Source organism: Bradyrhizobium icense, assembly GCF_001693385.1.
GTDB classification, from domain to species: Bacteria; Pseudomonadota; Alphaproteobacteria; order Rhizobiales; family Xanthobacteraceae; genus Bradyrhizobium; species Bradyrhizobium icense.
In genome coordinates this window covers 4,041,873-4,068,073 of sequence record NZ_CP016428.1, presented here as the reverse complement: position 1 = coordinate 4,068,073, position 26,201 = coordinate 4,041,873, and the positions used below count along the sequence as shown (strand labels likewise).

Here is a 26,201-nt window from a genome sequence, read left to right as displayed (position 1 = left end):
TGCGGGGGGGCTGCGGCCACTTTATGATGCGTTTTCAACTCGGTGACGCCTTGTTGCGGAATTCGGTCCCGGATCGAATTCCCTAGGGCACGACCCGCTTCCCCTCTCCTTTAAAAACAAGTTGGACCCATGCTTCGAGGAATTCGGAAAGCCTCATCAAACTGGCTCGGCAAGATTGTCATGGCCACCGTGATGGGCGTTTTGATTGTCAGTTTCGCAGTTTGGGGCATCGCCGACATCTTCAAGGGATTTGGCCAGTCGTCGCTCGCCACGATCGGCAACACCGAGATTTCGACGGATCAATTCCGCCAGATCTACACGGAAAAGCTGCAGCAGCTCGGCCGCAGTTTCGGCCGTCCGCTGACCTCTGAACAGGCCCGGGCCTTCGGGCTCGATCGGCAGGTGCTGCAACAGACCATCGCCGAAGCCGCGCTGGATGAGGAAGCCCGGCGCAAGGGGCTTGCCCAGTCGCAGGAAGAGACCATGCGGCTGATCTACGACGACCCGAATTTCAAGGGATTGGGCGGCAAGTTCGACCCACAGCGATTCCAGGCCACGATCCGCCAGTTCGGATACACCGAGCAGCGCTATCTCGCCGAACAGCGGCGCGTCGGGCTGCGGCGCCAGATCGTCGGCACCGTCTCGGCCGGGGCGGAACCGCCGAAGGTCCTGATCGAGGCGCTCGCCCGCTTCCAGAACGAGCAGCGCTCGATGGAGTACGTCAAGCTCGACGCGGCGCAGGCCGGCACGATCGATCCGCCGTCGCCCGAGGCGCTGGCCGCGTATTTCGAGGACCACAAAACCCAGTTCCGCGCGCCCGAATATCGCAAACTGTCCTTTGTCGTGATCAGCCCCGAAGAGATCGGCAAGTGGACAGAGGTCTCCGATGAGGATGCGAAGAAGGCCTTCGAGCAGCGCCGCGACCAGCTCGGGACGCCGGAAAAGCGCGAAGTGTCGCAGATGTTTTTTCCGAACGAAGGCGAAGCGCAGGCCGCGCGCAGCCGCATCACGTCGGGAGCATCGTTCGACGACGTCGCCAAGGAGCGCAACCTCAATCTGGCCGACGTCGACCTCGGCATGATCGCAAAGAGCGCGATCATCGATCCGGCGATTGCGGATGCGGCGTTCTCGCTTGCATCGGGCGAAGTCAGCCAGCCGGTGCAGGGCCGGTTCGGCGTGGCGCTGGTCAAGGTCGGCAAAATCGAGCCGGGCGTGACACCGACCTATGAAGGCGTCGCAGCGCAGGTGAAGAAGGAAATCGCGACCGAACGCGCGCGCGCCAAGGTCAACGAAATCCAGAACAAGATGGAAGACGAGCGCAGCGGCGGCGCCAATGTGGTCGAGGCTTCGCAGAAGCTCGGCCTCACCCCCGTCACGATCGAAGCCGTCGACCGCTCGGGTCGCACGCCCGACGGCCAGCCGGTGGCGAATATTCCGCGCGGCCTCGACGTGGTCTCGCAAGCCTTCAACAGCGACGTCGGCGTCGACAACGAACCGATCCAGTTTGCCGGCGGCTATGTCTGGTACGACGTGCTCGGCATTACGCCCTCGCGCGAGCGCCCGCTCGACGAGGTGCGCAGCCAGGTCGAGGCAAAATGGCGAGAAAACCAGATTTCGAGCAAGCTGCGCGAGAAGGCAACCGAGATGGCGCAGAAGGTCGAGCAAGGCGGCACGCTCGCCGCCGAAGCTGCCGCAGTCGGAGCGAAGGTCGAGACTGCGACCGGTTTCCGCCGTGACGCCTCGCTTTCAGGCGTGCCCACCGCAGCCGTCACGGCCGCATTCCGGACGCCGAAGGACGGCGTTACGCAGACGCCGGGCGCCGGTGGCAGCGAGTGGATCGTGTTGCGCGTCACGGACGTGACGGTGCCGCCGATAGACACCGCTTCCGAGGAACTGAAGAGCCTGAAGGACACGCTGCAGCGCGGCCTAACCGAAGAACAGATCGCGCAATACGTGAACAAGATCGAATCCGAGATCGGCACTTCCATCAACGCGGCCGCCTTCGCGCAGGTGACGGGCGCCAACAATTGAGCATAATGACACTCACCTCATCCTGAGGGGCGACCACCTGGCCGCGTCTCGAAGGATGAGAGCCGGGCCTCATGGTTCTCCGAGCGATGCGAAGCATCGTCCGGAGACGGCGCAAGGGCGCCTCCTCACCATGAGGTCTCGATTTTGAAAGCCAAGCGATGGACGATCTCAAATCTATCATCGGAAAAGTCGCCACCGGCGCGACGCTGTCGCGTGACGAGGCAGCCTCCGCCTTCGATGCCATGATGTCCGGCGAGGCCACGCCCTCGCAGATGGGCGGGCTGTTGATGGCACTCAGGGTCCGCGGCGAAACCGTCGACGAGATCACCGGCGCGGTGTCGGCGATGCGCAGCAAGATGCTGCGGGTTACTGCGCCCGCCGACGCCGTCGACGTGGTCGGCACCGGCGGCGACGGCTCGGGTTCGGTCAACGTCTCGACCTGCGCGGCCTTCATCGTCGCGGGCGCCGGCGTGCCCGTCGCCAAGCACGGCAACCGTGCGCTGTCGTCGCGCTCGGGGGCGGCCGACGTGCTGGCCTCCCTTGGGGTCAAGATCGACCTCACACCCGACCAGGTCGGCCGCTGTGTGCAGGAGGCCGGTATCGGCTTCATGTTCGCGCCTGCGCATCACCCCGCGATGAAGAATGTCGGCCCGACCCGGGTCGAACTCGCCACCCGCACGATCTTCAACCTGCTCGGGCCGCTCTCCAATCCGGCCGGCGTCAAGCGCCAGATGGTCGGCGTGTTCTCCAGGCACTGGGTGCAGCCGCTGGCGCAGGTCCTGAAGAATCTTGGCTCCGAATCCGTCTGGGTCGTGCACGGCTCCGACGGGCTCGATGAGATCACCCTCACCGGCCCGAGCTTTGTCGCCAGCCTCGACAACGGCAAGATCACCACGTTCGAGGTGACGCCGGAGGACGCGGGCCTCACCTGCTGCAACGTCGACGCACTCAAGGGCGGCGATGCGGACGCCAATGCGCTGGCGTTGCAAGGCGTACTCAACGGCAAACCCAGCCCCTATCGCGACGTCGCGCTGTTGAACGCCGCGGCGGCGCTGATCGTGGCCGGGCGCGCCAGAGACCTGAAGGAAGGCGTCGCGATCGGCGCCAAATCGCTCGATAGCGGCGCTGCGGCAGCGCGCCTGAAGCACCTGGTCGCGGTTTCTCGCGGCTGAGTCAAAAGGGACGCCACAGATGTCGGATATCCTGAGCGAGATCGAGACCTACAAGCGCGAAGAGATTGCGGCCGCCAAGCGGGCGCATCCGCTTGCCGAGATCGAGGCCCGCGCCAAGGCGGCCCCGCCGCCGCGCGGCTTCGTGCGCGCGATCCGGGAGAAGCTTGCTCGGGGCGACTACGCGCTGATTGCCGAGGTGAAGAAAGCCTCGCCGTCCAAGGGGCTGATCCGCGCCGACTTCGATCCGCCGGCACTGGCCAAGGCTTACGAGGCCGGCGGCGCGGCGTGCCTGTCGGTGCTGACGGATGCGCCCTCGTTCCAGGGCCATCTCGATTTCATGGTGGCGGCGCGCGCGGCTACGAACTTGCCGGTGCTGCGCAAGGATTTCCTGTTCGATACCTATCAGGTGGTGGAAGCCCGCGCTCATGGCGCCGACTGCATCCTGATCATCATGGCTGCGCTCGACGATGCCACCGCCAGGGATATCGAGGACGCGGCAATCGCGCTCGACATGGACGTGCTGATCGAAATCCACGACCGTGCCGAGCTCGACCGCGCGCTCAAACTTCGTTCTCCGATGATCGGTGTCAACAACCGCAACTTACGCACCTTCGAGACGACGCTGGCGACCAGCGAGGCGCTGGCGCCGCTGATCCCGCACGATCGCCTGATGGTCGGCGAAAGCGGCATCTTTACGCCTGCCGATCTCGCGCGGCTCGAGCGCGTCGGCATGTCGACCTTCCTGGTCGGCGAAAGCCTGATGCGGCAGGCCGATGTCACCGCGGCGACCCGCGCGTTGCTGGCGCGTTCCGATACGGCCCGCGCGACCGGGACCGGCTAGCAGATGGCGCGGAAGGCTTCCAAAGGCGGCGCTGCCCTCACCCATATCGATGCCGCCGGCGAAGCGCGGATGGTCGATATCTCGGCCAAGGCAGCGACCGAGCGCACCGCCATCGCCGAGGGGCGTGTCGTCATGGGCAAGGCGACGCTCGATCTGATCGTCTCCGGCAATGCCAAGAAGGGCGACGTGCTGGGCACGGCCCGTATCGCCGGCATCATGGCAGCAAAGCGCACATCGGAATTGATCCCGCTGTGCCACCCGCTGGCGCTGTCCAAGGTGAGGCTCGACATCACGCCTGACAAAAAACTTCCGGGCTGCATCGTCCGCGCCACCGTCAAGGTCACCGGCCCGACCGGCGTCGAAATGGAAGCACTGACGGCGGTGTCGGTCGCGTGCCTGACGATCTATGACATGATCAAGGCGGTCGAGCGCGGCATTCGCATCGAAGGCATCCATCTCGTCGAGAAGATCGGCGGCAAGTCCGGCCATTATCGCGCGGAGCGGTGAGCCGGGCGACGACCCTCAATTGTCACGTGCGTGTGACCGGCGTGGGTAGGAATGCGCTCCTGCTGACGGGGTTGTTTCTTATCGGGACCTTCACAGGGAGGAATCCGATGTCGATATACAGGCTTGTGGGCGCTGCGGCCGCGTTGGCTGTGATGACGGCACCCGCCATGGCACAGCAGGTCATGGGTGAACCTGGCTACTGCGCGTTCTACTACCCAAACGCCAATTGCCAGAACAAGGGTCCGGGCAATCCCTATACCGACCCGCGGAGGTTCAACCAGGGCTATCTGATTCCGGACGGCCCTGCGGCCGCCGGCCTCGCCGTGAAAAAGCGCGTTCATCGACCCCTGACGTCCATGCAGTGACGGCTTCGCCACCTTTCGCGAGACCGTGCAATTTTGCAGAACCAGCGCGATCGGTCGACGCGAGATGACCTATTCAGCGTTGCGTTGGCGCTCGCGATACTTTCTTGTCTTCATGCGGTTCCCACACAATGACGACATGCACCATCGCCGGGTGGCGGGCTTCGAACGATCGAAGAACACGCGGCGGCATTCGTCGGAAGCGCACATTTTCAGCCGATCAAGCGTTCCATTTCTGGAGCCGTCGTAGAGCTCCGCGACGACCGATGAGAGCCCCGCCAGCGCATCGTCACGCGCGGCCCTGAGCGCCATGCCGCCGTCATCCCTTGCCGTCGCGCGCAGCGGAAACAGTTTGAGCACTTTATTCAGTGCGCGGACCGAGTCCCTCTTCTTGCTTCGCTCAGAAGGATCACGCTGCAGATAATCGCGGATCAAGCTCCTCAGCTCAAGCGCGGTCGCGAGCATCGCCGGCGAAACCCTCGCATCGACGAGCAACAGCCCGCGTTGCCGCATCCACACTGCGAGCTCCTTCGCGCTTGCCAGTTCATCACCTTGCGGATGCTGCACGCCATGATGCGTGAAATGCCTGACGTCGAGCGAATTGGCGAAATCGTAGAGATTGGCCAACTCATCGGGAACCTTGAACTGCCTGGACGAGTTCGACATTTCAACACCAGTAAAGCAGATTTACCGGTTGACATCAAGAGACACCGGTATAACGTTTATAGCGGTGTTGATCCTTCGCCGGAAGATTCCAGCCGCATCGCTGACGGAGACACAATGGACATTGGCAGCGACGATCTGCACTACCTTGAGCTCACGGAGCTTGCGGCATGCATCAGGGCCCGCAAAATTTCTCCGCTGGAAGCAACGCGCGCGCAACTCGATCGCATCGCCGCTCTGGATGGCGAACTCGGCAGCTACGTCCGTGTGATGGGCGACGCTGCGATGGCGCAAGCCGAAGCAGCGCACGCCGAAATCGCAGCAGGCCGCTATCGCGGACCGCTCCACGGTGTTCCGATTGCGGTGAAGGATCTATTTTGGACAAAAAATATTCCGACCGCTGCCGGTACCGTGGTCCATGGCGATTTCCGGCCCGATGAGGACGCAACTGTGGTGGACCGCCTAAATGGAGCCGGCGCGGTCGTGCTGGGGAAACTGCAGCTAACGGAAGGCGCCTATTCCGATCACCATCCATCTGTAACGCCGCCGAAGAATCCATGGAATCCGGACTATTGGCCCGGCATTTCATCCAGTGGCTCGGCCGTCGCAACTGCGGCGGGGCTCTGCTATGGCTCGATCGCGTCCGATACGGGCGGTTCGATCCGCTGGCCGTGTGCCGCCAACGGTCTTACCGGCTTGAAGCCAAGTTGGGGACGCGTTAGCCGCCATGGCGCGTTCGAACTGGCAGCGACATTGGATCATGTCGGGGTTATTGCGCGGAGCGCTAAGGATGCCGGCGCAATGCTTGGCGTCATCGCCGGACGCGATCATGCCGATCCGACAGCGGTCCTCGACCCTGTGCCCCACTATCTGGCTGCAGCGGAACAGGACGTAAGAGGCCGGCGGATTGGCTTCGACGCGAGGTGGAGCAGCGACGGCGTCGACGTTACGACCCAACAGGTGCTGGGCGAGGCGATCAAGACGTTACGTACGCTTGGCGCTGATATCGTCGATGTGCGGTTTCCCGACGTGAAGCAGGTCGTCGCCGACTGGGTTCCGAATTGCGCGGTGGAGGCAGCGGTCGCACACGATGCAACTTATCCCGCGCGCAAAGATGAATATGGTCCGATCCTCGCCGCCGTCATCGAGGCCGGCCGCGCGCTATTTGCTCCCGATTACCAGAGAATCCTGCTGCGTCGGCTGGAATTGCGCGGCCGGATCGCATCGCTGTTCGAGACAATCGATCTGCTGCTCATCCCGGTTCACCCATTCCCACCGTTGACGCTCGCCATGATACGAACGCTCGGCGACCAGCCGGACCTGATCGCCAGATTGCAGGAATACACCTGCCCGTTCAACATGACTGGCCATCCAACGATCACGCTGCCCGGCGGTTTTTCCTCAACCGGAATGCCGATCGCGTTTCAGCTTGTGGCCGCCGATCTGGACGAAGCCATGCTGGTCCGCGCTGGCGCAGCATTCCAGAGGGTCACATCCTGGCATCGCCGCCATCCGCCGCTGAGCTCATGGAGGCAACATTGAGTATCCAGTCCGCGTTGCCCAGTTCCCGCATCTTCTATGGCTGGTTTGTGGTGGCTGCCGCTTTTGCCGTGACCTTTGTCGGCTTCGGCTGCGCCTATACGTTCAGCGCGTTTCTCGACTCGTTGCAGCGTGAATTCGGCGCCTCGCGCGGTTCGGTGTCGCTGGTATTTTCGTTGGCCGGCTTTCTCTATTTCGGCCTCGGCATCATCAGCGGTCCCCTCGCCGACCGCTATGGCTCGCGCCGTCTCGCGCTGGCGGGCATGCTGCTGATCGGCCTCGGGCTTGCCGCGGCAAGTGCCGCGCGCAACCTGGTCGAGGTGTACGCAGCCTACGGCCTTGGCGTCGGACTCGGCGTCGGCTGCGCCTATGTCCCGGCGGTCGGCGCGGTGCAGCGCTGGTTCGTGCGGCGGCGGGGCTTTGCCTCTGGTCTCGCCGTGAGCGGCATCGGGGTTGGCACGCTGGTGATGCCGGCGCAGGCAACGTTCCTGATCGAGACGCTGGGATGGCGCGGCGCCTATCTTGCACTCGGCGCATTCGCCGCGATTGTCGGCGGAGGGATGGCGCTCCTTCTCGAGAACGATCCGCGCGACCGGGGCCTCAATCCCGACGGCGATCCACTCCAGCAGGGAGCCATGTTGACGCGGGCCGAAGGTGCATCGGTGCGCGAGGCGATCCGGTCGCGGCGCTTCATCTCGCTATACGCCGCCTGCCTGATCTGCTCGTTCGGCCTGTTCGTGCCGTTCGTGCATCTCGTTCCCTATGCCGGGGATCACGGCGTCCCGTCCACATCCGCCGTCCTGCTGCTCGGCATCATCGGCATCGGCAGCACGGCCGGCCGGTTCTTCCTCGGCGGTCTAGCCGACCGGATCGGCCGCCAGTCCGCCCTGCTCCTGCTCTTCGTTGGCATGGCGATCGCGTTGGCGATCTGGACGATCTCAACGACATTCTGGCCGCTTGCGATTTTTGCGTTCGTCTACGGCATGATTTACGGCGCCTGGGTCGCCGTGCTTCCAGCCGTAGTGATGGATTATTTCGGCGGCCGCAACGTCAGCGGCATCATCGGTATTCTCTACACGAGCGTCGCCTTCGGTACCCTGATCGGTCCCAGCGCGGCCGGCTTCGCGTTCGATCTCACCCACGACTATACGCTGCCGATCCTGGCCGGCGTTGCCGCCAACATCGTTGCAGCGATTATCGTCGTCACGACCCGGACGCCTGGGGATGGCCGGAATCCGACCCTCCCCTATGGTTGTCATAGCCCACAGTCGCCACCGAGCTAACCATTCATTAACCAGACTTCCTAACGTCAGCTCCATCTCGGCGCGCTATCGAATCCATGGGCCGGGCTTGGGAGAACGCCGCGTCCGGCAGTTCATATCCCGGCAACGATCGCGTTCCATGGCTTCAACCGGCATCAATTCATTCAGGATCGCGTCCGCCTTTCGCGGCGGCCCGATCCGCTGGCTGATTCTGGGCGGCACGCTTCTGATCGCCACCATCGCGATCGGCGCGACCATCATGGCCGGCAATTTCCGCGAGCGCGCGCTGCGCAATAGCGAACGCGAGCTGGAGAACACCGCGCTGCTGCTAGCCCGCCATTTCGACCAGCAGCTCGAAGATTTTCAGGTCATCCAGAAGGACCTGATTGCGTTCATGCGCACCAGCGGGATCGCCACGCTCGAAAACTACAAGCGCCGGATGTCCGGCCATGACATCCATCTCATCCTGAAATCCAAGATCGACGCGCTGTCCTATGTCGGCGGCATCAACGTTTTCGACGCCGATGGCAATTTGATCAATGCGTCGGCCGCCTGGCCGCCGCCGCCAGTCAACTCGGCGGACCGCGCTTTCTTCCGAACCTTCAAGTCCGGCCCGCAATCGCCGGATATGCTGGTCGAGCCGGTCTACAGCCGCATCACCGGCGCCTGGACCACCGTGATCGCACGCAAGATCACCGGGCCGAAAGGCGAATTCCTCGGCGCCATCGGCCGCGGCATCGAACCGGCCAATTTCGAAAAATTCTTCGCAACGGTCGCGCTCGGCCCCGGCGCCTCCATTGCCATGCATCACAGCGACGGCACGCTGCTGGCCCGTTACCCGCATGTGGCGGAGCTGGTTGGCAAGAATTTCAGGACCGGTCCGGCCGCCCAGCGGCAGGTCTTCGAGCAGCCCCGCAGCACCTCGCGCCTCACCAGCCCGATCGACGGCGAGGACCGGCTGATCGCGTCCCGCGCGCTCTCCAATTTTCCGATCGTCATCGTCGCGTCGAGCACGACATCGGCCGCACTGGCCGACTGGCGCGAGCAGATCGGAATCCTGATCGCCGTCACCGGGTTTTCCGTGCTGGCAATCGCCTCCCTGCTGTTCCTCGTCGTCCGCAAGCTGTCTTATCAGCACCGCGCGTCGAAGCAGCGGCTGACGCTGGAAAAGCAGCGTCTCGACACTGCTGTCAACAACATGACGCAGGGCCTGTTGCTGTTCGACGCAAAGCAGCAGCTCATCATCTGCAACAGGCGGTACCTCGAAATGTACGGCCTGTCGGCCGAAATCGTGAAGCCGGGTTGCAGTTTTCGCGAGGTGATCGCGCACCGCAAGGAGACGGGCTCGTTCGTCGGTGACGTCGATCATTACGTCGAGGTCGTGCTGCGCGACGTCGCGCACCGTAACGCCATGGTGATCTCGACCCCCGACGGGCGCTCGATCCAGGTCGTCAACGAACCGGTCGCCGATGGCGGCTGGCTGGCGACGCACGAAGACATCACCGAGCGGCGGCGCGCCGAGGAGCGCATCACCCATCTCGCCCATTACGACGCGCTGACCGACCTGCCGAACCGCACCCTGTTCCACGAACGGCTCAAGCGCGAATTGTCCCACGCGGCGCCGGGCGAGCAACTGGCGGTGCTCTATATCGACATCGACGAATTCAAGAGCGTCAACGATTCGCTCGGCCACATGATCGGCGACCAGCTCCTGAAATCGGTCGCGGCCAGCCTCGCCGCCTGCGCGCGGAGATCCGATTTCGTGGCCCGGCTCGGCGGCGACGAGTTCGCCATCGTACAGACCGGGATCGAGGATATCGACGACGTGATGAAGCTCGTCAGCCGCATCTTCGAGGCGATCCGCACGCCCTATCAATGCCTCGGCCACCAGATGACCACCGACGCCAGCATCGGCATTGCGCTGGCCCCGCAAGACGGGTCCGACATCGATCAGATCCTGAAGAATGCCGATCTGGCGATGTACGCCGCCAAGGCCGCCGGCCGCCGCACCTATCGCTTCTTCGAACCGGACATGGAAGAGGAGGTTCGCGCCCGCCGCGACCTGGAAATGGACCTGCGCCGGGCGCTCGTCGACGGCGGCTTCGAGGTCTATTACCAGCCATGTCTGAGCCTGCAGACCAACGCGATCACCGGCTGCGAGGCGCTGGTGCGCTGGCGCCATCCGCAGCGCGGCATGATTTCGCCCGCCGAGTTCGTGCCGCTCGCCGAGGACACCGGCCTGATCAACCAGCTCGGCGAATGGGTGCTGACCACGGCCTGCAAGGAGGCCGCGACCTGGCCCGGCCCTGTCAGGCTCGCGGTCAACGTCTCGCCGATTCAGTTCAGGAGCGGCACGCTGGCGCTGAAGGTGATGGCGGCGCTCGCGGCATCGGGCCTCGCCGCGAGCCGGCTGGAGCTCGAGATCACCGAAGCCGTGCTGATCAGAGACGACGAGGCGGCACTCGCCGTCCTCCACGACCTCCGCGCCATCGGGGTCCGAATCGCGCTCGACGATTTCGGCACCGGCTATTCCTCGCTGAGCTATCTGCAGCGTTTTCCGTTCGACAAGATCAAGATCGACCGCTGCTTCATCACCGATATCGCTGAGCCCGAAGGCTCGTCCTGCATCGTGGAAGCGGTGGTGAATATCGCCGCCGAACGCCACATGACGACGACGGCGGAAGGCGTCGAGACCGAACCGCAGCGCGACTTGCTGCGCGAACTCGGCTGCTCGGAAATGCAGGGCTACCTGTTCAGCGCGCCGAAGCCGGCGGCGGAGATCAGGCCGATGCTGCTGGCGGATCGGCAAGGCCCCGAGGTAGCGCCGAGCCGGCCTCGCAAGCGCAAACCGGTTGCACGGACGGCGTAGTGTTAGAGCGGCGCAGCTTGTCGTCGTCATTGCGAGCGAAGCTATCTCCCCGTCGTCCCTGCGAACGCAGGGACCCATAACCACTGATGTTGGTTGTGAACGGGACTGCGGCCCCAGCGCTGCACCACGTAAACATTTGTGGTTATGGGTCCCGGCTCAAGGCCGGGACGACATCGATTTGTGTTCTTCGATTCGAATTCGCGCAACGGAAGAGGATACACGTTCGCATTCTCGCAGCATGAGCAGTAAAAATCCGATTGAGAGGCCGCCGCCATTGGACGGCTTCTTGATCAGGCCGATGCTATCCGAGCGTCGGCACGTCCTGATGCCGGACGCATGGGCCGGATTCGCGAGCGCAAGAACGAGGCTCGCACGGTATAGGCCGCATGTCGGTCCGAACATCCCGTGCTGAAACTCAGGGCTAGCGCGGACTGCTACTCGGCGCCGCCCCCTGTCCGCCAGCCGTGCTGGCGCCCGAACCCGTCGTCTGGCTGCTCGGATGAGGTTGTCCGGGCGGATGTGCGGAAGCACCGGGCTTTTCCTGTTCGCTGACAAGGCCGGATTGCCCGGAGTCGCGGGTCTTGATTCCCTTGTCCGCTTCTTCCTGCATCTGTTTGTCGGTCTGCACCTGCAGGCCAGGCGCCGTCGACTGCTGAGCCAGTGCGGGCATGGTGAGCGCGGTTCCAAAAGCGACCATCATCGCGAGAACTGAGGTTCGCATGAGCTGTCCTCCTATGGTTCTCTCCGCACAACGCGCGAGAGAGGGATCGTTTCCCCGTCGAATTGTGAAGGGAAAAGGGCGTAAGAAGACCGCAGTCGCTCGTATCAGCGCAGCAACATGCAGGAACAAGCCAAACCCGGATGTCGCGAAGCCTGTCATCGGGCGCGCATTCGCGCGACCCGTTGGCTCATTCGGGCTACCCTGCGACGTCTACAGTCGCGCGTTCTGTGCGAGGGGAATCCGAAAAATCCTGAAGCCTTCGATATCGGGAAACAACTCGGCGGCTTCGCGCGATGCCAGCGTCAGAACCGCGGCCGGGACTTCGCCGCTGACCAGCCGGTCGATCGCCTCTCGCTGTCCTTCGCTGAATTGGACTTCCGCGGCTCCCGCCGCCATCAACGCAGCACTGACACGTCCGCTGGAAGCGGACTGCCTCTCCTCGATCGCAATGCTCTTGTTGTTCAGGTCGGACAGCGAATTGATCTCCGGACGCGCCAGGACAAGCGCGACCAGATTGTCCGGCTCGTCAGCCGATGCCGTCTTCGCGGTGTCGGGGTCCGGCTCTATTTCCGGATTGTCCAAATTGCCGGTCGCTTCCCGGCCCGTTCCGATGGCCGTGACGAGATCGGCCAAGCCCGTCGCTTCCACCACCTGCTGCTGTATGGTTCGTGCCGAGGAAGCAGGCGCGCTCGCGGCCGCGGGAGGTGTTGCGGGCGTCTCGGATGCGGCAGGAGTTGCGGCGAGTTCGAGTGTGGCTGGCGGCGGCAGGGCAAGCTCAGGCTTCACCTCAGGCTTCACTTCAGGCTTCACTTCAGACTTGGCCTCCGGCGTCACCTCAGGCTTGGCGGTCGCCGCGGGCTGCAGCGCGGCGATGGCGCCTGCCTGATTGGGCGCCGGCCTCTCGGGGATTTCCACCTTGCGCTCCGGCGACTGGCCGCCAGCGACGGCTTTTTCGCGGGCCACGGGCGGCGTAGCCGATGGAAGATTCTTGCCGGCTGCTGCAAGGCTGGGAGCGGCCTTTCTTGCGCTTGACGGCTTGGTCTTCGATGCCGCCATGCCAGTGCGCGGCGCCGCGCGGGAAGCCGCCTGCCTCGTCACGCGAGCGGGACTGGCGTGTCCTGGTCCTGCTGTTTCCGGCTCAGCCGGCACCGCGACAACAGTCTTGCGTTCCCCGCGATGCCGGGCAGACAATGCCTGATCAGACCAGGCCATGTAGGACTGGCACGCGCGGTTGCACGGCAGTCCGTCGATATAAACAACGCCGGGTGAATCCAGCGGATTGGCCTGCAGGGCTCCGCTCGAACCGAGGGACAGGATCAGCGTCAGCAAAGTCCAATTTCGCGACATGACTACTCCGTTCGAACGCGCATGGAGTGGGAACCAGACGCGTGAATGATCACGCCGGGCGAGCTACGGACGGACGGGGATGGGGTTTCAAAAAAGGACACCCATTCTACTTTGCATGGGGTTGTTTTCGAGATTTTGTGTCGGGGGCCTTGCGGTGTGCCGTCGAAGGGCATCTACACCCCGTTGTTACGGCGACCGCAGGCGACGAAGCCGACCACTTCGCATCAACAGAGAGATGGATTGCTTCCGCTTCGCTGAGCCGGGCGACAAAATCCGCTTCGCGCGCAAATGACGCGGAGCGTTCGAACTCCGACAGCGTCAACAGCGTTGGGCTGCCGTCAGTTCGGCACCGCCCGCTTTGCGGCCGTGACCGCGTTCGCATTCGTGGTGCCGCCGCGCAGCAGGTTGAACGCGGCGTTGAGCGCCTTGTCGTCCTTTTCGTTCGGCGGGACGTAGGCTTGCGAGCCAGTCTGCTCGGCGCCGTCAGCGGCGAGGTGGCCGCGCATCGAGGCTTCGCCCTTCAGCTCGGCGCGGCCCTTGAATTCATCGGGCACGTCCTGCAGCACCTCGACGTCGGGCGCGATGCCCTGGGCCTGGATCGAGCGGCCCGAGGGCGTGAAGTAGCGCGCCGTGGTCAGCGCCAGCGCGCCGTTGCCGGCGCCGAGCGGGATGATGGTCTGCACCGAGCCCTTGCCGAAGGTGCGCGTGCCGATCAGGGTGGCGCGTTTGTGGTCGCGCAAGGCCCCGGCCACGATTTCGGACGCCGAAGCCGATCCGCCGTTGATCAGCACGACCAGCGGCTTGCCTTTGGTGATGTCGCCGCCGCGCGCGCTAAAGCGCTGGGTTTCCTCCGAGGTGCGGCCGCGCGTCGAGACCACCTCGCCGCGCTTCATGAAGGCGCTCGACACCGACACCGCCTGGTCGAGCAACCCGCCGGGATTGTTGCGGAGGTCGACGACATAGCCCACGAGTTTTTCCGGCGGAATCTCCTTGGAAATGCTGGCGATGGCTTTCTTCAAGCCGTCGGTGGTCTGTTCGTTGAAACGGGTGATCCTGATGTAACCGATATCGCCGCCGTCGGTCTTGAAGCGGACCGGCCGCACCCGGATGATCTCGCGCACGATGGCAACGTCGATTGGCGCGGCGGCTCCCTTGCGCACGACCTTGAGCCGGATCTTGCTGTTGGCGGGACCCTTCATCCGGCTCACCGCCTGTTCGAGGGTCATGCCCTGGATGACCTCGTCGTCGATCTGGGTGATCACGTCACCCGACAGCATGCCGGCCTTGGCCGCGGGCGTATCGTCGATCGGCGTAACCACCTTGACGAGGCCGTCTTCCATCGTCACCTCGATGCCGAGCCCGCCGAACTCGCCATGGGTGGTCTCCTGCATGTCACTCCAGCCCTTCTCATTCATGTAACGCGAATGAGGATCGAGCGCAGAGATCATGCCGTTGATGGCGCCTTCCATCAGCTTGGAATCGTCGGGCTTCTCGACATAGCTGGTCTTGATCCGCTCGAACACGCTGCCGAACAGATTGAGCTGGGTGTAGGTGTCGGAACGGGCCGCGGCCTTTGCCGCCGCCACCAGATGCGCCCCTTGAGGTCCGATCACGAGGGCGGTCAGACACGCGCCCGTCACCGTGCCGAGAAGAAAGGCAAAATTCCTGCGCATCGTGGGGCGTCCCTTTATCTCTACGGACGCCCACACCCATCCCTGTGAATCGGCGCCCCTATCCCGGCTCCGCCAACTCACAATGGCTTTTTGGTCGGATCAAGGCACACCGACCCGGGGCAATACGGCATTTTCAGGAAGCTTTATCCGCCTCTTGCAGCCCGTTCTGCCAGGTGAGGGCATGGTTCCAAAACCGCGCTTGGCGCGGGTGTCCAGCCAATAGCCGAATTACGGTGCCAGGAAGTGTCTTTTACTTTGCAGCGCCCTCGGCGGATTTGGCCTTTGACTTCGCTGCCGGCGCCTTGGCCGCCGCTTTCGGCGGTGCGCTGTCGCCGCGCATCGTTCCCCAGGGGTCCGAATTCTTCTGCTGCTCGGGGATGTTGCCGAGCGATCTCCGGTAGGCCCGCTCGGCCTCCTTTTCGGCCGCGATTTGCGAGGGTGTCTTGGGCTTGTCTTCCTCGCCATATTTGGCGGGACCTTGTTGGGCAGCCGCGGATCCAGCCAATAATGCGATCACGGCGACAGCGCCCAGGATCCTGCCAACGGCTTGCATGCGACTACTCCCTGAAATTGGCCCAAGAAATTGGCCCAACGCTTAGCACAGCTCGCGCATGGGCTTAAGCGCCCGATTGGGTTTCGAAGCGAATCCTGTGGCCGTTGCCGAGGCCGGTCCAGTTTTGTAAACGACTGCCATGAATTCGCCGCCAGCCCCCCACTCCGTCGACGCCTTGCTGTTCGATCTCGGCCGCGTCGTGCTCGATATCAGCCTCGATCGGGTGGTGGCCTGCTGGGCCGGGCATGCGGGCTGTGCGCCTGCCGACCTCACCGGACGCTTTGTCGCCGACGACAGTTTCAAGCACCACGAGACCGGCCGGATCGACGATGCCGCGTTCTTTGCGGGCCTGCGCCAGTCGCTCGGCATCGGCATCACCGACGCGCAGTTCCTGGAAGGCTGGAACGCGATCTTCACCGGCGAGATGCCCGGAATTGCACCGCTCCTGGCGGGTGCTGCAAAACGCCTGCCGCTCTATGCTTTTTCCAACACCAATCCGGCCCATGTCGCGCATTTTTCGCAGGCCTATGCCGATGTACTCAGCCATTTCCGCGAGATATTCCTGTCCTCGAGCATCGGTTTGCGCAAACCCGACGCCGAAGCCTATGATCATGTGATAAAGGCGATCGGCGTCCCGGCGTCGCGGATCCTGTTCTTCGACGATTCAGCCGCCAATATCGAAGGCGCGCGGGCGCGCGGCCTTTCTGCCATCCACGTGACATCGACAGATGACGTGGCAAGGGCACTGACCGCACTTGGGATTTAAGGAGGTCTGCGCGTGGCCTTGATGCCGGTTGCCGATGCGCTTGCCGCGATCCTTGCCGGCGCAGAAGCGCTGCCCGAAGAAATGCTGGCGCTCGATGCCGCGCATCACCGCATCCTCGCGCGCGACGTCGCCGCGCGGCGGACGCAGCCGCCGCAGGCGATGTCGGCGATGGACGGCTATGCGGTGCGCGCGGCGGACGCCGCCGATGTCAGCGTACGGCTGAAGGTGATCGGCGAGGTCGCCGCCGGCCGCCCGTTCGAGCGGAAGGTTGGCAAAGGCGATGCGGTGCGGATTTTTACCGGCGGCGTGATCCCCGACGGCGCCGACGCCGTCATCATCCAGGAAGACACTGGCGTCGACGGCGATCACATCACCATCACGGAAGCCGCCGTTCCGGGGCGGCACATCCGCGCCGCCGGCGTCGATTTCCGCGAGGGCGACGTCCTGCTCAAGCGCGGGCGCCGCCTTTCCGACCGCGACCTGTCGCTCGCCGCCGGCATGAACTACCCGGAGCTTGCGGTGCACCGCCGCCCGAAAGTCGCGATGCTGGCGACCGGCGACGAACTGGTGATGCCTGGCGCAACCCCCGGTCCCGGCCAGATCGTCTATTCCAACGGCTACGGCTTGCGGGCGCTGGCCCGGGCCGAGGGCGCAGAAATCATCGACCTCGGGATCGCCGCCGATACCGTCGCAGCTACCACGGAAGGCATTCGCCGTGCCCGCAAGGCCGACGCGGACATTCTAATCACCATGGGCGGCGCCTCGGTCGGCGACCACGACTTCGTCAAGCGGTCGCTGGAGGCCGAGGGCGTCGCCATGGCATTCTGGCGGATCGCGATGCGGCCGGGCAAGCCGATGATGCATGGCAGGCTGGGCGCGATGCGGGTGATCGGCCTGCCCGGCAATCCCGTCTCCTCCTATGTCTGCAGCTTCCTGTTTCTGGTGCCGCTGATTCGCGCATTATCGGGCCGCGACACCATCCACCACCCGCGCGAGAGCGCCCTGCTCGGCCGTGATCTCGCCGCCAACGACCAGCGCGAGGACTACCTGCGCGCCCGCCTCGAAACGCGCGAAGACGGCACGCTTGTCGCCGTTCCGGTAAACCATCAGGACTCGTCGCTGCTCGGAAATCTCGCTGCGGCACGGGCGCTTGTGATACGTCCGCCGTTCGCGCCGGCGGCCAAAAAGGGATCGCGTTGCGAGCTGCTCCGGCTGCCGGAATGACGCCTGAACGGCGTCCCAACGGCACCTGGGGCCGAAACCGCAATGCGTTCACTTGAAATTAAGTGGTTGCGGAACACATATCGAACATATAGTGTCCGTTCATGATTTGTTTCGACTGCTAGTGTCTATGTCGGGAGTTTGGGGACTTCCGCGATCTGGGCCCTGAAGATCGAAACAACGACGCCAAACCGGGGGATTGCTCGCGATGCTTACGCGCAAACAGTACGAACTTCTGCGTTTCATCAATGAACGGCTGAAAGAGGCCGGTGTGCCGCCCTCCTTCGACGAGATGAAGGACGCGCTCGACCTGCGCTCGAAATCCGGAATCCACCGCCTCATTACGGCCCTGGAGGAGCGCGGCTTCATCCGCCGCCTGCCCAACCGCGCCCGCGCCATCGAAGTCATCAAGCTGCCCGAGCTCGCCGCCGCCGCCAATGGCCGCCGCGGCTTCACGCCGAGCGTCATCGAGGGTACGCTTGGCAAGCGCCAGGTCGGCGCACCGGCCGCCGAGGACGACAACAACCGGCCGGTCGCCGTCCCCGTGATGGGCCGGATCGCCGCCGGTACGCCGATCGAGGCGCTGCAGACCCGCAGCCACACCATCAGCGTGCCGCCGGATATGCTCGGCTCCGGCGAGCATTACGCGCTCGAAGTGCGTGGCGATTCCATGGTGGACGCCGGCATTCTCGACGGCGACATGGCGCTGATCCAGCGCAACGAGACCGCCGACACCGGCGATATCGTCGTGGCGCTGATCGACGAGGAGGAAGCGACGCTGAAACGCTTCCGCCGCCGAGGCGCCTCGATTGCGCTCGAGCCCGCCAACGCGGCCTATGAAGTCCGCATCCTGCCGCCGAACCGCGTCCGGATTCAGGGCAAACTGATCGGACTGTACCGCAAATACTGACCGGTTATGCCCTCCCGGCCCATGACCAAAAGCAGCCCCGGCCCGCGGCCGGGGTTTTTTGTTGCGTGTATGGAACTAAGGCACGTTAGCGCGTTTGTGAATGTGGCGCAGTGCGCCAGTCGCAGAATTGCCCAGAAAGAAGAAAAGGCTCTGCGCCATGTCCACTCTGATAGAGGCCTGTGCCTCCTTCTAGACACGGGTCAGCTATCTCAAACGAGGGAGCCATCCGATGTGTGACTATAGCCTGCACGCCGTGGCAACACGGCCTGCCCAGGTCGGCGAGACGCTGATCACCACGACGTTCCGCGGTACATCTACCCGCGGCTTTGCGTCGGAGCGCGAGCCCGCGGTGGCGGTCTGCATGCTTCCCGGCACCGAACTGGCGTTCGCAGAGGACGTCAGATACGACAACCGCTGGATCTGGACGCGAACCACCGACTGGCGGGTCGGCAAGTTCAATCAGATCGAACCCGAAGTATCCGACCGTCATCATGACGCGATCGAATTTCCCGACGGAAGCCATGTACTGGTGACGCAGCTTTGCGAAGGCCAGCGCGCGACCGTGCTGCAATTGCCGGTGGTCCAGACCGGTGGCGAGCGTGCACCGAAGGTGACGGAAGCGCCTCCGGTCGAATCGATCGTGACTGGATAGATAAACGCCAAGCATATGATCCGCCGGTCCAGGCCGGCGGATCATGGTGGTACATTTTCGAGAAACTCGGCACCGAGGGGGCAATCGGTGGTCAACAAGGTTACATGGCAACGAGCCGGACGCGTCACCGAGCCCGGACGGTACATGTTCAGGTACGGGTGGCTCACCATCACGGCCGAAGATCTCGCAATCTGGCAGCAATTCCCCGAGGCGTCGTTCACGCTGGTCAACCTGCCGTCGGCCCCCGACGCGCCCGAGGAATTCCACCTCGGTGCGTTTGAAATTCCGGCCAAACCCACGGTCGACGAGCACTGACGCCCGTCTACTCCTCCGCCTGCAGGTCTGCCTCGGCCGGCGTGGCATCGACGCTGCGCGGTGGCACGACGCGCGGCGCAAGAACGGTGGCGTCGGCCTCGCTCTCGTCGGCTATGGCCGGCGACCACGGGCGGTCGATTCCCTTCGGCTTGACTGCCTCGACCGCAAATCCCTCAGCATTCCGCCGCAACGCCAATGCTCCCTGCCGCCGCAGCCGTTCAGCATCGATGACGGACGCGCCGCAGGCCGCGGGTGCCTGCCGCAGCGTCACGATCAGCGCCGCGCGCTCGCAATCGTCCGAAAACGCTTCGGGCCTGAACGCCTGCGCGATCAGGCTGCCGCCAGCGGATCGCACCACGCAGCCATGATCGTCGCATGAGACGCCCGATGTGAGCGAGGCATCGGCCGCCGTCCGCGCGTCCGCATCCGCCGCCAGCCACTCCTTCAGAAGGAAGACGTCCCGAGACCCCTTGGCTGCGTGCATCAGGTGCAGCCGGCCATCCTGGCCGCGCACCCCGACATGGCGCCCGTCGGCGGAAATCAGAATATCCGGCTGCGGCGCCCTCGCCGCCCACAGCGCCGCCGATAGTACCAGCGCCGCTCCCGACCAGCGCAGCGGCGTCCGCAGCAGGCCGAGCAGGATGATGCCAAGGCTCGCCGCAATCAGCGGACCGATGCCGAAGGCCGGCACCCGGCCGACCGCGCCGGGCAACGCCGCGACCCATTGCGTGACAGCGATCATCCAGTCGATGCCGACGCCCATGATCGCCCAGAACAGGCGATCGAAGCCGAACGGCATGGCAACGAGGCCAAGCAAACCCGCCGGCATCACCAGCGCGGAAACGACCGGCATGGCCGCGAGATTGGCCAGCACGCCGTAAGGGGTGACCCGGTGAAAGTGAAAGGCCGCGTAAGGCGTGGTCGCGAGCCCCGCCACCAGCGAGGCCAGCAGCAGCATGGTGACTTCGCGGCCGCCCCACAACGCCACGCGCGCGGTTGGGGTGTGATCTGCAGTCGCAAACAGGCGCGGCATGCCGATCTGCACCAGCGCAACGAGCCCCAGCGTGGCGGCAAACGACATCTGAAAGCTCGGATGCACCAGCGCTTCCGGCGCGACCGTCAGCACGATCAGGGCGGCGACGGCGAGCGTGCGAAACGTAATCGCGCGTCGGTCGACCATGACCGCGATCAGCACCACGGCCGTCATGAAGAACGATCTTTGCGTCGCGACCTCGGCGCCCGACAGCAACAGATAGAACGCGGCGGCGACGAGCGCCGCCGCCGCCGACCATTTCTTGATGGGCTGGCCGACCGTGAGCACGGGAAACAGCGCCAATATTGCCCGTACCGCAAAGAACACGACGCCGGCGACAACGGCCATGTGGTAGCCCGAGATCGACAGCACATGGCCGAGGCCGGAGATGAACATCGCGTCGTTCACCGGCGGCGAGATCGCATCGCGCCGCCCGGTCAACAGCGCGGTCGCAATCGCGCGCTTGTCGCCCTCCAGCGTGGTCCTGATCCGCGCGTCGATCGTATCGCGCAGGCCCTGCATCACGGCCGAATAGCGCAGCCGGAGCCCGCCGCCTTCCGGCGGCTCGGCGGTCTTGACCGCGCCCATGACAAAGCCGGAGGCGCCGATGCCGGCGAAAAACATGTCGCGGCTGAAATCGTAACTGCCCGGCCGCACCGGCCCCAGCGGCGGCAACAGCCGTGCCTTCAGCTCGACGAAGCTGCCGACCGCAGGCGCCGTGCCCTTCTTCACCGAGAGCCGTACGCGCTCCAGCTTCGTCGTTCCGCGCGCGCTTTCCATGGTGACGACACGAAGGACGAAACGGTCGGTGCGCTCGCGAATGTCACGCGTCTCGACAAAGCCGGTCAGCGACACCGAAAACATCGGCCGCGCCAGCACGCCATGCGCAATTCGCGCGGTCTTCCACGTCGCGACCGCAAAGCCCGCGGCGACGGCTGCGATCATGACGGCCACTGGAAAGAATTTCTGTCGCCGCAACAGCACGGCGATTGCCGCGAGCGTGATCGCCACAGTGGCAGCCACCGACAACACCGGCTCATGATCGGCAGCGAAGTAAAATGCAATGCCGGTGCCGAACGCCACCGGCACCCATGGCAGCAAGCGGCCGGCGCCAGCTTCCGCGCGCGCCCATATGCGCAGGGTTTCGATCAGCGGCGGCCAGAACGCCGGACGCGAGGGTGCAAGGCCGCCGATCGGCGCCGCAGCGCGCGGCGGCCAGGTGCCCGCATAGCCCCGTTTTCGGCCCGACGTGTCGCCCTGCTCCGCCACTGAGCCTACACCTTGCGATCTTATGGAAGCCGCAAGACTACCGGACGGTGTATCGTGACCGCTAGCGGAACGGATGCAGAAACCTGAAGAAATGCACCGCAGCCAAGGGTACAGTTTCCTGGCACATCGAGCGAACCAAGGCGAGAGATACACGACATGAAGCTTGCGGCCTGCCTTTCATTTGCCTTGGCGATGACCGCATCGGTTTCCGCCGCGACAGCCGTCGAACAATGCCGCTTCATCGAGGCGAGGCCTGAGCGCGAGGCGTGCTATCAGCGCCAGGAGGTTGCGCGCGCCGCCCGGCAAAAGGCCGAAGAGGCCAAACAGGCCGTGCAGCAAAAGCCCTATGAGCCGATAGCGCCGGAAGATGCCCAGCTCGCCAAATCGCTGCGGAGCATTTGCCGGGGCTGCTAGGCAGAGCCGTCGTCCATCCTGGCAGCCCGTCGCCCGGAAAGCGCTCTTGCAAGTGCGCCGCAGCAGGATGCACACTGTGCGCGCGGGATCAGGTGTCAACGTCTACGGTTCTCAGCTCGACTGGAATTCACGGTCGCGCTCAGAAGGAGAGGAGCATGACGCCATGCGAGAAACCGAAATCCACGACTATGCGCGGCAGTTACTGGAAGCACATGGCGCCAAGGCCATTGCGGAAGCTGCCCAGAATGCCATCGAACTCGAGGCAAAAGGCGAGGTCGAACTGGCCAGAACCTGGCGGCATATCGAAGACGCGATGAAGATGATGCGCGGTCCCCACCAAAGCTGAGGCTGCCGGCGCGGCAACGCAGAACGTGGGCCAGGAGCCGCCGCTAGTCGCTTCGCCACGGCTGAACGGCATCGCAACGTCCAAGATGCGGCTCTCCATTACAGGAGTTGAAGCCATGTTCCCGAAGTGTGCGACAGCCGAAGATCTCGTGAAGGCGATCAAAGACGAGAAGGTGCAGATGATCGATCTGCGCTTTACCGACTTGCCCGGGGTGTGGCAGCATTTTTCCGTCCCGCCGGGTGCAGCGAGTATCGATACTCTCAGCGAAGGCATTGGATTCGACGGCTCATCGATCCGCGGATTTCAGGAAATTCAGGAAAGCGACATGCTGGTCGTGCCTGATCCGGCCACGGCCTTTCTCGACCCGTACTCCCCTGCGTCGACCCTGGTCCTGATCTGCAACATCAGGGACCCCGTGACCGGTCAGCCCTATAGCCGTGACGCCCGTTACATCGCCCAGAAGGCCGAAACCAACCTGAAGGGCACCGGCCTCGCCGATACGAGTTACTTCGGCCCGGAGGCGGAGTTCTTTGTTTTCGACGAGGTGCGCTACGGACAGGGCATCAATCATGCCTTCCACGAAATCGATTCCAGTGAAGGCAGTTGGAATACCGGCGCGGAGGAAGAGCCGAATCTGGGCCACAAGCCGCGCCCCAAGGAAGGATATTTTCCCGTTCCCCCGACCGATAGCATGCAGGCTCTCCGCACCGAAATGGTGCTGACGATGGAAGAGCTGGGCATCCAGATCGAGGCCCATCACCATGAAGTCGCGACCGGCGGCCAGAACGAGATCGACATGCGCTTCACCACGCTCACCCGCATGGCGGACAATCTGATGATCTACAAATACGTGGTGAAGAACACCGCCCGCGAGCACGGCAAGACCGCGACGTTCATGCCGAAGCCGCTGTTCGAGGACAACGCCTCGGGAATGCACGTTCACCAGTCCCTGTGGAAGGGCGAGACCAATTTGTTCTACGACAAGGGCGACTATGCCGAGTTGAGCCAGCTCGGCCGCTACTACATCGGCGGCCTGTTGACCCACGCCTGGGCGTTGTGCGCGCTTTGCGCCCCCACCACGAACTCCTATCGGCGTCTGGTGCCCGGCTACGAGGCTCCGATCAATCTGGTCTATTCCCAGCGTAACCGCTCAGCCTGCTGCCGGATTCCGATGTATTCGCCAAACCCGCGGGCAAAGCGGGTTGAATTTCGCTCGCCGGATCCCTCCTGCAATCCCTATCTGGCCTTTGCCGCGATGCTGATGGCCGGTCTCGACGGCATCACCAGCCGGATCGATCCGGGCAGCCCGATCGACAAGAACCTTTATGACCTGCCCCCCGCTGAGGCGAAGAACGTGAGGTCGACACCAGGGTCGCTGGATCAGGCGCTTGACGCGCTCGAGCGCGATCACGCCTTCCTGCTCCGTGACGATGTATTCACCGGCGACGTGATCGAGACCTGGCTCGACTACAAGCGGAAGAAAGAGGTCGATCCAATCCGGCTGCGCCCTCATCCATATGAGTTCCATTTGTATTACGACATCTAGGGTGAACTCATCCGCAGGCATGCGCGGATTTCGGCTTCAGTGGGTCTGGAAAACCGCCAAAACGGACTTGTGCCGCGCAACAGGTGGCGGGCCTACGGCTCGATCAGCGGGGTCTTGGACGAGACATGATGGCTGACGATTTTCCAGTCGCCGTCTTCGCGAAGGATCACCCAGGTGATTTTGACCGACAGCGGCGAGGCCTCTTCGCCGAGATCGAAATTCGCGATTCCGGCGAAATTGATCAGATCGGGGCTGACCTGCGCGATCGTCACATCCGTGAACTGCACCGTTGGCGCACGCCAGCGTGGAAGCGCATTGAAATAGGCTGCAACGCCTTCATTGCCGCGGTAGAGCGTGGGGTTCGATCCGTAAAAGAGCGCGTGTCGCGAGTAAAGCGCAGCAAGCGCGTCTGCGTCGAGCTTGCGGAACGCCGCCGACCATTTCTCGATGATGGTGGATACCGCGTCGTCGGCCGCGCTTTGCACCGTCGCCCTACCCCTTCCCGCCGACTTCCTTGGCAAAGGTGTCGCGCAGGCCGATGGTGCGGTTGAACACCGGCTTGCCGGGCGCGGAATCCTTGTCGCGCACGAAATAGCCCTGCCGCTCGAACTGCATCACCTCGCCCGAATTGTCTGATGCGACCGACGGCTCGATCCGCGCATCGGGCAGCACCTCCAGCGATTCCGGATTGAGGTCGGCGGCGAAATTCGCGGCACTCGGGCTCGGGTTCGAGAAGAGCTGATTGTAGACGCGGATTTCCGCCGGCACCGAATCCTTGGCCGACAGCCAGTGCATCGTGGCCTTGACCTTGCGGCCATCAGGCGCATTGCCGCCCTTGGTCGCGGGATCGTAGGTGCAGCGGAGCTCGACCACTTCGCCCGCGTCATTCTTGATCACGCCGGTGCATTTTACGAAATAGGCGTAGCGCAGCCGCACCTCATTGCCCGGCGACAGGCGGAAGAACTTTTTCGGCGGGTTCTCCATGAAATCGTCGCGCTCGATATAGAGCTCGCGGCCGAACGAAATTTTTCGCGTGCCCGCGGCCGGATCGTCGGGGTGGTTGACGGCCTCGAGCTCCTCGACCTGGCCTTCCGGATAATTCTCGATCACGGCCTTTAGGGGGCGCAGCACCGCCATCCGCCGCTCCGCCGTCTTGTTGAGGTACTCGCGAATGCAGAATTCCAGCATGCCGACATCGACCACGCTGTTGGCCTTCGCTACGCCGATGCGCTTGACGAATTCGCGCACGGCGGCCGGCGGAACGCCGCGGCGCTTCAACCCGGCGATCGTCGGCATCCGAGGATCGTCCCAGCCCGACACATGACCATCGCGGACGAGTTGCGTCAGCACGCGCTTCGACAAAAGCGTGTAGGTCAGGTTGAGGCGGGCGAATTCGTACTGCCGCGGCTTTGACGGCACCGGCAGTTTTTCCAGCAGCCAATCATAGAGCGGCCGATGGTCCTCGAATTCCAGCGTACAGATCGAATGCGTGATGCCTTCGATCGCGTCCGACTGGCCATGGGCGTAGTCGTAGCTCGGATAGATCGACCATTTGGTGCCGGTGCGCGGATGCTCGGCATGCAGGATGCGGTAGAGCACGGGGTCACGCAGGTTGATGTTGCCGGCGGCCATGTCGATCTTGGCGCGCAGCACGCGGCTGCCGTTCGGATACTCGCCGGCCTTCATGCGTCTGAAGAGGTCGAGGTTTTCCTCCACCGTGCGGTCGCGGAACGGCGAGTTCTTGCCGGGTTCCGTCAGCGTGCCGCGGTTGATGCGGATTTCCTCCTGCGACTGGTCGTCGACATAGGCATCGCCCGCCCTGATCAGGCCCTCAGCCCATTCATACAGGCGTTCGAAATAATCGGAGGCGTAATAGAGATCGGTTCCCCAGTCATAGCCGAGCCAGTGCACGTCGGCCTGGATGGAATCGATATATTCCTGCTCTTCCTTGGTCGGATTGGTATCGTCGAAGCGCAGATGGCACTTGCCGCCGAACTCCTGCGCGATGCCGAAATTGAGGGCAATCGACTTGGCATGGCCGATATGCAGGTAGCCGTTCGGCTCCGGCGGAAATCGGGTCACAATCCGGCTGTGCGTCTTGGAAGAGAGATCGGCCTGGACGATATCGCGGATGAAATCGCGCCCCGCCTCTGCCGCTACCGGTTCTGTGGTCATCCTGAGTTCCTGTT

General features: G+C 63.9%; 24 protein-coding genes. 16 read left to right on the top strand and 8 right to left on the bottom strand.

Going from position 1 to position 26,201, the window contains the following annotated elements; translation table 11 throughout:
• Positions 1-129 precede the first annotated feature (129 nt).
• The 5 genes from LMTR13_RS19195 to LMTR13_RS19175 all read left to right on the top strand — a co-directional run bounded on the left by LMTR13_RS19195 (position 130) and on the right by LMTR13_RS19175 (position 4,916).
• The gene (locus tag LMTR13_RS19195) at positions 130-2,031 is read left to right on the top strand and encodes a peptidylprolyl isomerase (protein ID WP_065729194.1); all 1,902 of its coding nucleotides are present in this window, start codon (positions 130-132) and stop codon (positions 2,029-2,031) included.
• 158 nt (positions 2,032-2,189) lie between these two features.
• Positions 2,190-3,203 (top strand): anthranilate phosphoribosyltransferase, encoded by a 1,014-nt coding sequence (gene trpD, locus LMTR13_RS19190; RefSeq protein WP_065729193.1) that lies wholly within the window; start codon positions 2,190-2,192, stop codon positions 3,201-3,203.
• A 19-nt stretch (positions 3,204-3,222) separates the two neighbouring features.
• Positions 3,223-4,044, top strand: a complete 822-nt coding sequence (trpC, locus tag LMTR13_RS19185; RefSeq protein ID WP_065729192.1) for an indole-3-glycerol phosphate synthase TrpC — start codon at positions 3,223-3,225, stop codon at positions 4,042-4,044.
• A gap of 3 nt (positions 4,045-4,047) precedes the next feature.
• Positions 4,048-4,551 carry a cyclic pyranopterin monophosphate synthase MoaC gene (moaC, locus tag LMTR13_RS19180; protein WP_065729191.1) on the top strand — a complete coding sequence of 168 codons (504 nt, stop codon included), beginning with the start codon at positions 4,048-4,050 and terminating at the stop codon, positions 4,549-4,551.
• Positions 4,552-4,658: 107 nt separating this feature from the next.
• Positions 4,659-4,916, top strand: coding sequence for a hypothetical protein (locus tag LMTR13_RS19175; protein WP_156795676.1), 258 nt, complete (start codon positions 4,659-4,661; stop codon positions 4,914-4,916).
• 69 nt (positions 4,917-4,985) lie between these two features.
• Here LMTR13_RS19175 and LMTR13_RS19170 read toward each other — a convergent pair whose 3' ends face one another.
• On the bottom strand, positions 4,986-5,480 hold the full coding sequence (locus LMTR13_RS19170; protein ID WP_236843433.1) for a CGNR zinc finger domain-containing protein: 495 nt from the start codon (positions 5,478-5,480) through the stop codon (positions 4,986-4,988).
• Between the two features lie 213 nt (positions 5,481-5,693).
• Between LMTR13_RS19170 and LMTR13_RS19165 the strand changes: the two genes are divergently transcribed.
• The 3 genes from LMTR13_RS19165 to LMTR13_RS19155 all read left to right on the top strand — a co-directional run bounded on the left by LMTR13_RS19165 (position 5,694) and on the right by LMTR13_RS19155 (position 11,246).
• A complete protein-coding gene (locus tag LMTR13_RS19165; RefSeq protein WP_065729188.1) occupies positions 5,694-7,118 on the top strand; it encodes an amidase in 1,425 nt (474 codons plus the stop codon).
• Positions 7,115-8,398: an MFS transporter gene (locus LMTR13_RS19160; RefSeq protein ID WP_236843432.1), complete on the top strand. Its 1,284-nt coding sequence runs from the start codon at positions 7,115-7,117 to the stop codon at positions 8,396-8,398. The genes LMTR13_RS19165 and LMTR13_RS19160 overlap by 4 nt, the downstream gene beginning before the upstream one ends.
• Positions 8,399-8,516: 118 nt before the next feature.
• On the top strand, positions 8,517-11,246 hold the full coding sequence (locus LMTR13_RS19155; RefSeq protein ID WP_065729187.1) for a bifunctional diguanylate cyclase/phosphodiesterase: 2,730 nt from the start codon (positions 8,517-8,519) through the stop codon (positions 11,244-11,246).
• Between the two features lie 421 nt (positions 11,247-11,667).
• Here LMTR13_RS19155 and LMTR13_RS19145 read toward each other — a convergent pair whose 3' ends face one another.
• The 4 genes from LMTR13_RS19145 to LMTR13_RS19130 all read right to left on the bottom strand — a co-directional run bounded on the left by LMTR13_RS19145 (position 11,668) and on the right by LMTR13_RS19130 (position 15,540).
• A complete protein-coding gene (locus tag LMTR13_RS19145; protein ID WP_156795675.1) occupies positions 11,668-11,967 on the bottom strand; it encodes a hypothetical protein in 300 nt (99 codons plus the stop codon).
• A gap of 210 nt (positions 11,968-12,177) precedes the next feature.
• Complete coding sequence (locus LMTR13_RS42600; protein ID WP_065729184.1) at positions 12,178-13,314, bottom strand: hypothetical protein; 1,137 nt, start codon at positions 13,312-13,314, stop codon at positions 12,178-12,180.
• Positions 13,315-13,652: 338 nt separating this feature from the next.
• Positions 13,653-14,987: a S41 family peptidase gene (locus LMTR13_RS19135; RefSeq protein WP_065729183.1), complete on the bottom strand. Its 1,335-nt coding sequence runs from the start codon at positions 14,985-14,987 to the stop codon at positions 13,653-13,655.
• A gap of 250 nt (positions 14,988-15,237) precedes the next feature.
• Positions 15,238-15,540 (bottom strand): hypothetical protein, encoded by a 303-nt coding sequence (locus LMTR13_RS19130; protein ID WP_065729182.1) that lies wholly within the window; start codon positions 15,538-15,540, stop codon positions 15,238-15,240.
• 139 nt (positions 15,541-15,679) lie between these two features.
• On the opposite strand from LMTR13_RS19130, the gene LMTR13_RS19125 reads away from it, so the two are divergent.
• The 5 genes from LMTR13_RS19125 to LMTR13_RS19105 all read left to right on the top strand — a co-directional run bounded on the left by LMTR13_RS19125 (position 15,680) and on the right by LMTR13_RS19105 (position 19,404).
• On the top strand, positions 15,680-16,306 hold the full coding sequence (locus tag LMTR13_RS19125; RefSeq protein ID WP_065729181.1) for an HAD family hydrolase: 627 nt from the start codon (positions 15,680-15,682) through the stop codon (positions 16,304-16,306).
• A gap of 12 nt (positions 16,307-16,318) precedes the next feature.
• The gene (locus LMTR13_RS19120; protein ID WP_065729180.1) at positions 16,319-17,530 is read left to right on the top strand and encodes a molybdopterin molybdotransferase MoeA; all 1,212 of its coding nucleotides are present in this window, start codon (positions 16,319-16,321) and stop codon (positions 17,528-17,530) included.
• Between the two features lie 205 nt (positions 17,531-17,735).
• Complete coding sequence (lexA, locus tag LMTR13_RS19115; RefSeq protein WP_065729179.1) at positions 17,736-18,437, top strand: transcriptional repressor LexA; 702 nt, start codon at positions 17,736-17,738, stop codon at positions 18,435-18,437.
• Between the two features lie 229 nt (positions 18,438-18,666).
• Positions 18,667-19,089 carry a hypothetical protein gene (locus tag LMTR13_RS19110; RefSeq protein WP_065729178.1) on the top strand — a complete coding sequence of 141 codons (423 nt, stop codon included), beginning with the start codon at positions 18,667-18,669 and terminating at the stop codon, positions 19,087-19,089.
• A gap of 87 nt (positions 19,090-19,176) precedes the next feature.
• Positions 19,177-19,404, top strand: a complete 228-nt coding sequence (locus LMTR13_RS19105) for a hypothetical protein (RefSeq protein ID WP_065729177.1) — start codon at positions 19,177-19,179, stop codon at positions 19,402-19,404.
• A 7-nt stretch (positions 19,405-19,411) separates the two neighbouring features.
• Here the strand turns inward: LMTR13_RS19105 and LMTR13_RS19100 are convergent, their stop codons facing one another.
• Entirely contained in the window at positions 19,412-21,706 is a 2,295-nt protein-coding gene (locus LMTR13_RS19100) for a ComEC/Rec2 family competence protein (RefSeq protein ID WP_065729176.1), read from the bottom strand.
• 156 nt (positions 21,707-21,862) lie between these two features.
• Here LMTR13_RS19100 and LMTR13_RS19095 point away from each other — a divergent pair, with 156 nt between their 5' ends.
• From LMTR13_RS19095 to glnA, 3 genes are all read left to right on the top strand, one after another.
• Positions 21,863-22,120, top strand: coding sequence for a hypothetical protein (locus tag LMTR13_RS19095; RefSeq protein ID WP_065729175.1), 258 nt, complete (start codon positions 21,863-21,865; stop codon positions 22,118-22,120).
• A gap of 163 nt (positions 22,121-22,283) precedes the next feature.
• Positions 22,284-22,466, top strand: coding sequence for a hypothetical protein (locus tag LMTR13_RS19090; protein WP_065729174.1), 183 nt, complete (start codon positions 22,284-22,286; stop codon positions 22,464-22,466).
• A gap of 115 nt (positions 22,467-22,581) precedes the next feature.
• Positions 22,582-24,012 carry a type I glutamate--ammonia ligase gene (glnA, locus tag LMTR13_RS19085; protein WP_065732807.1) on the top strand — a complete coding sequence of 477 codons (1,431 nt, stop codon included), beginning with the start codon at positions 22,582-22,584 and terminating at the stop codon, positions 24,010-24,012.
• A gap of 92 nt (positions 24,013-24,104) precedes the next feature.
• On the opposite strand, the gene LMTR13_RS19080 is transcribed toward glnA, so the two are convergent.
• Together LMTR13_RS19080 and LMTR13_RS19075 are read right to left on the bottom strand one after the other, a co-directional pair.
• The gene (locus LMTR13_RS19080) at positions 24,105-24,497 is read right to left on the bottom strand and encodes a YybH family protein (protein ID WP_065729173.1); all 393 of its coding nucleotides are present in this window, start codon (positions 24,495-24,497) and stop codon (positions 24,105-24,107) included.
• Positions 24,498-24,504: 7 nt separating this feature from the next.
• Positions 24,505-26,187: a glutamine--tRNA ligase/YqeY domain fusion protein gene (locus LMTR13_RS19075; protein WP_065729172.1), complete on the bottom strand. Its 1,683-nt coding sequence runs from the start codon at positions 26,185-26,187 to the stop codon at positions 24,505-24,507.
• Positions 26,188-26,201: the final 14 nt, after the last annotated feature.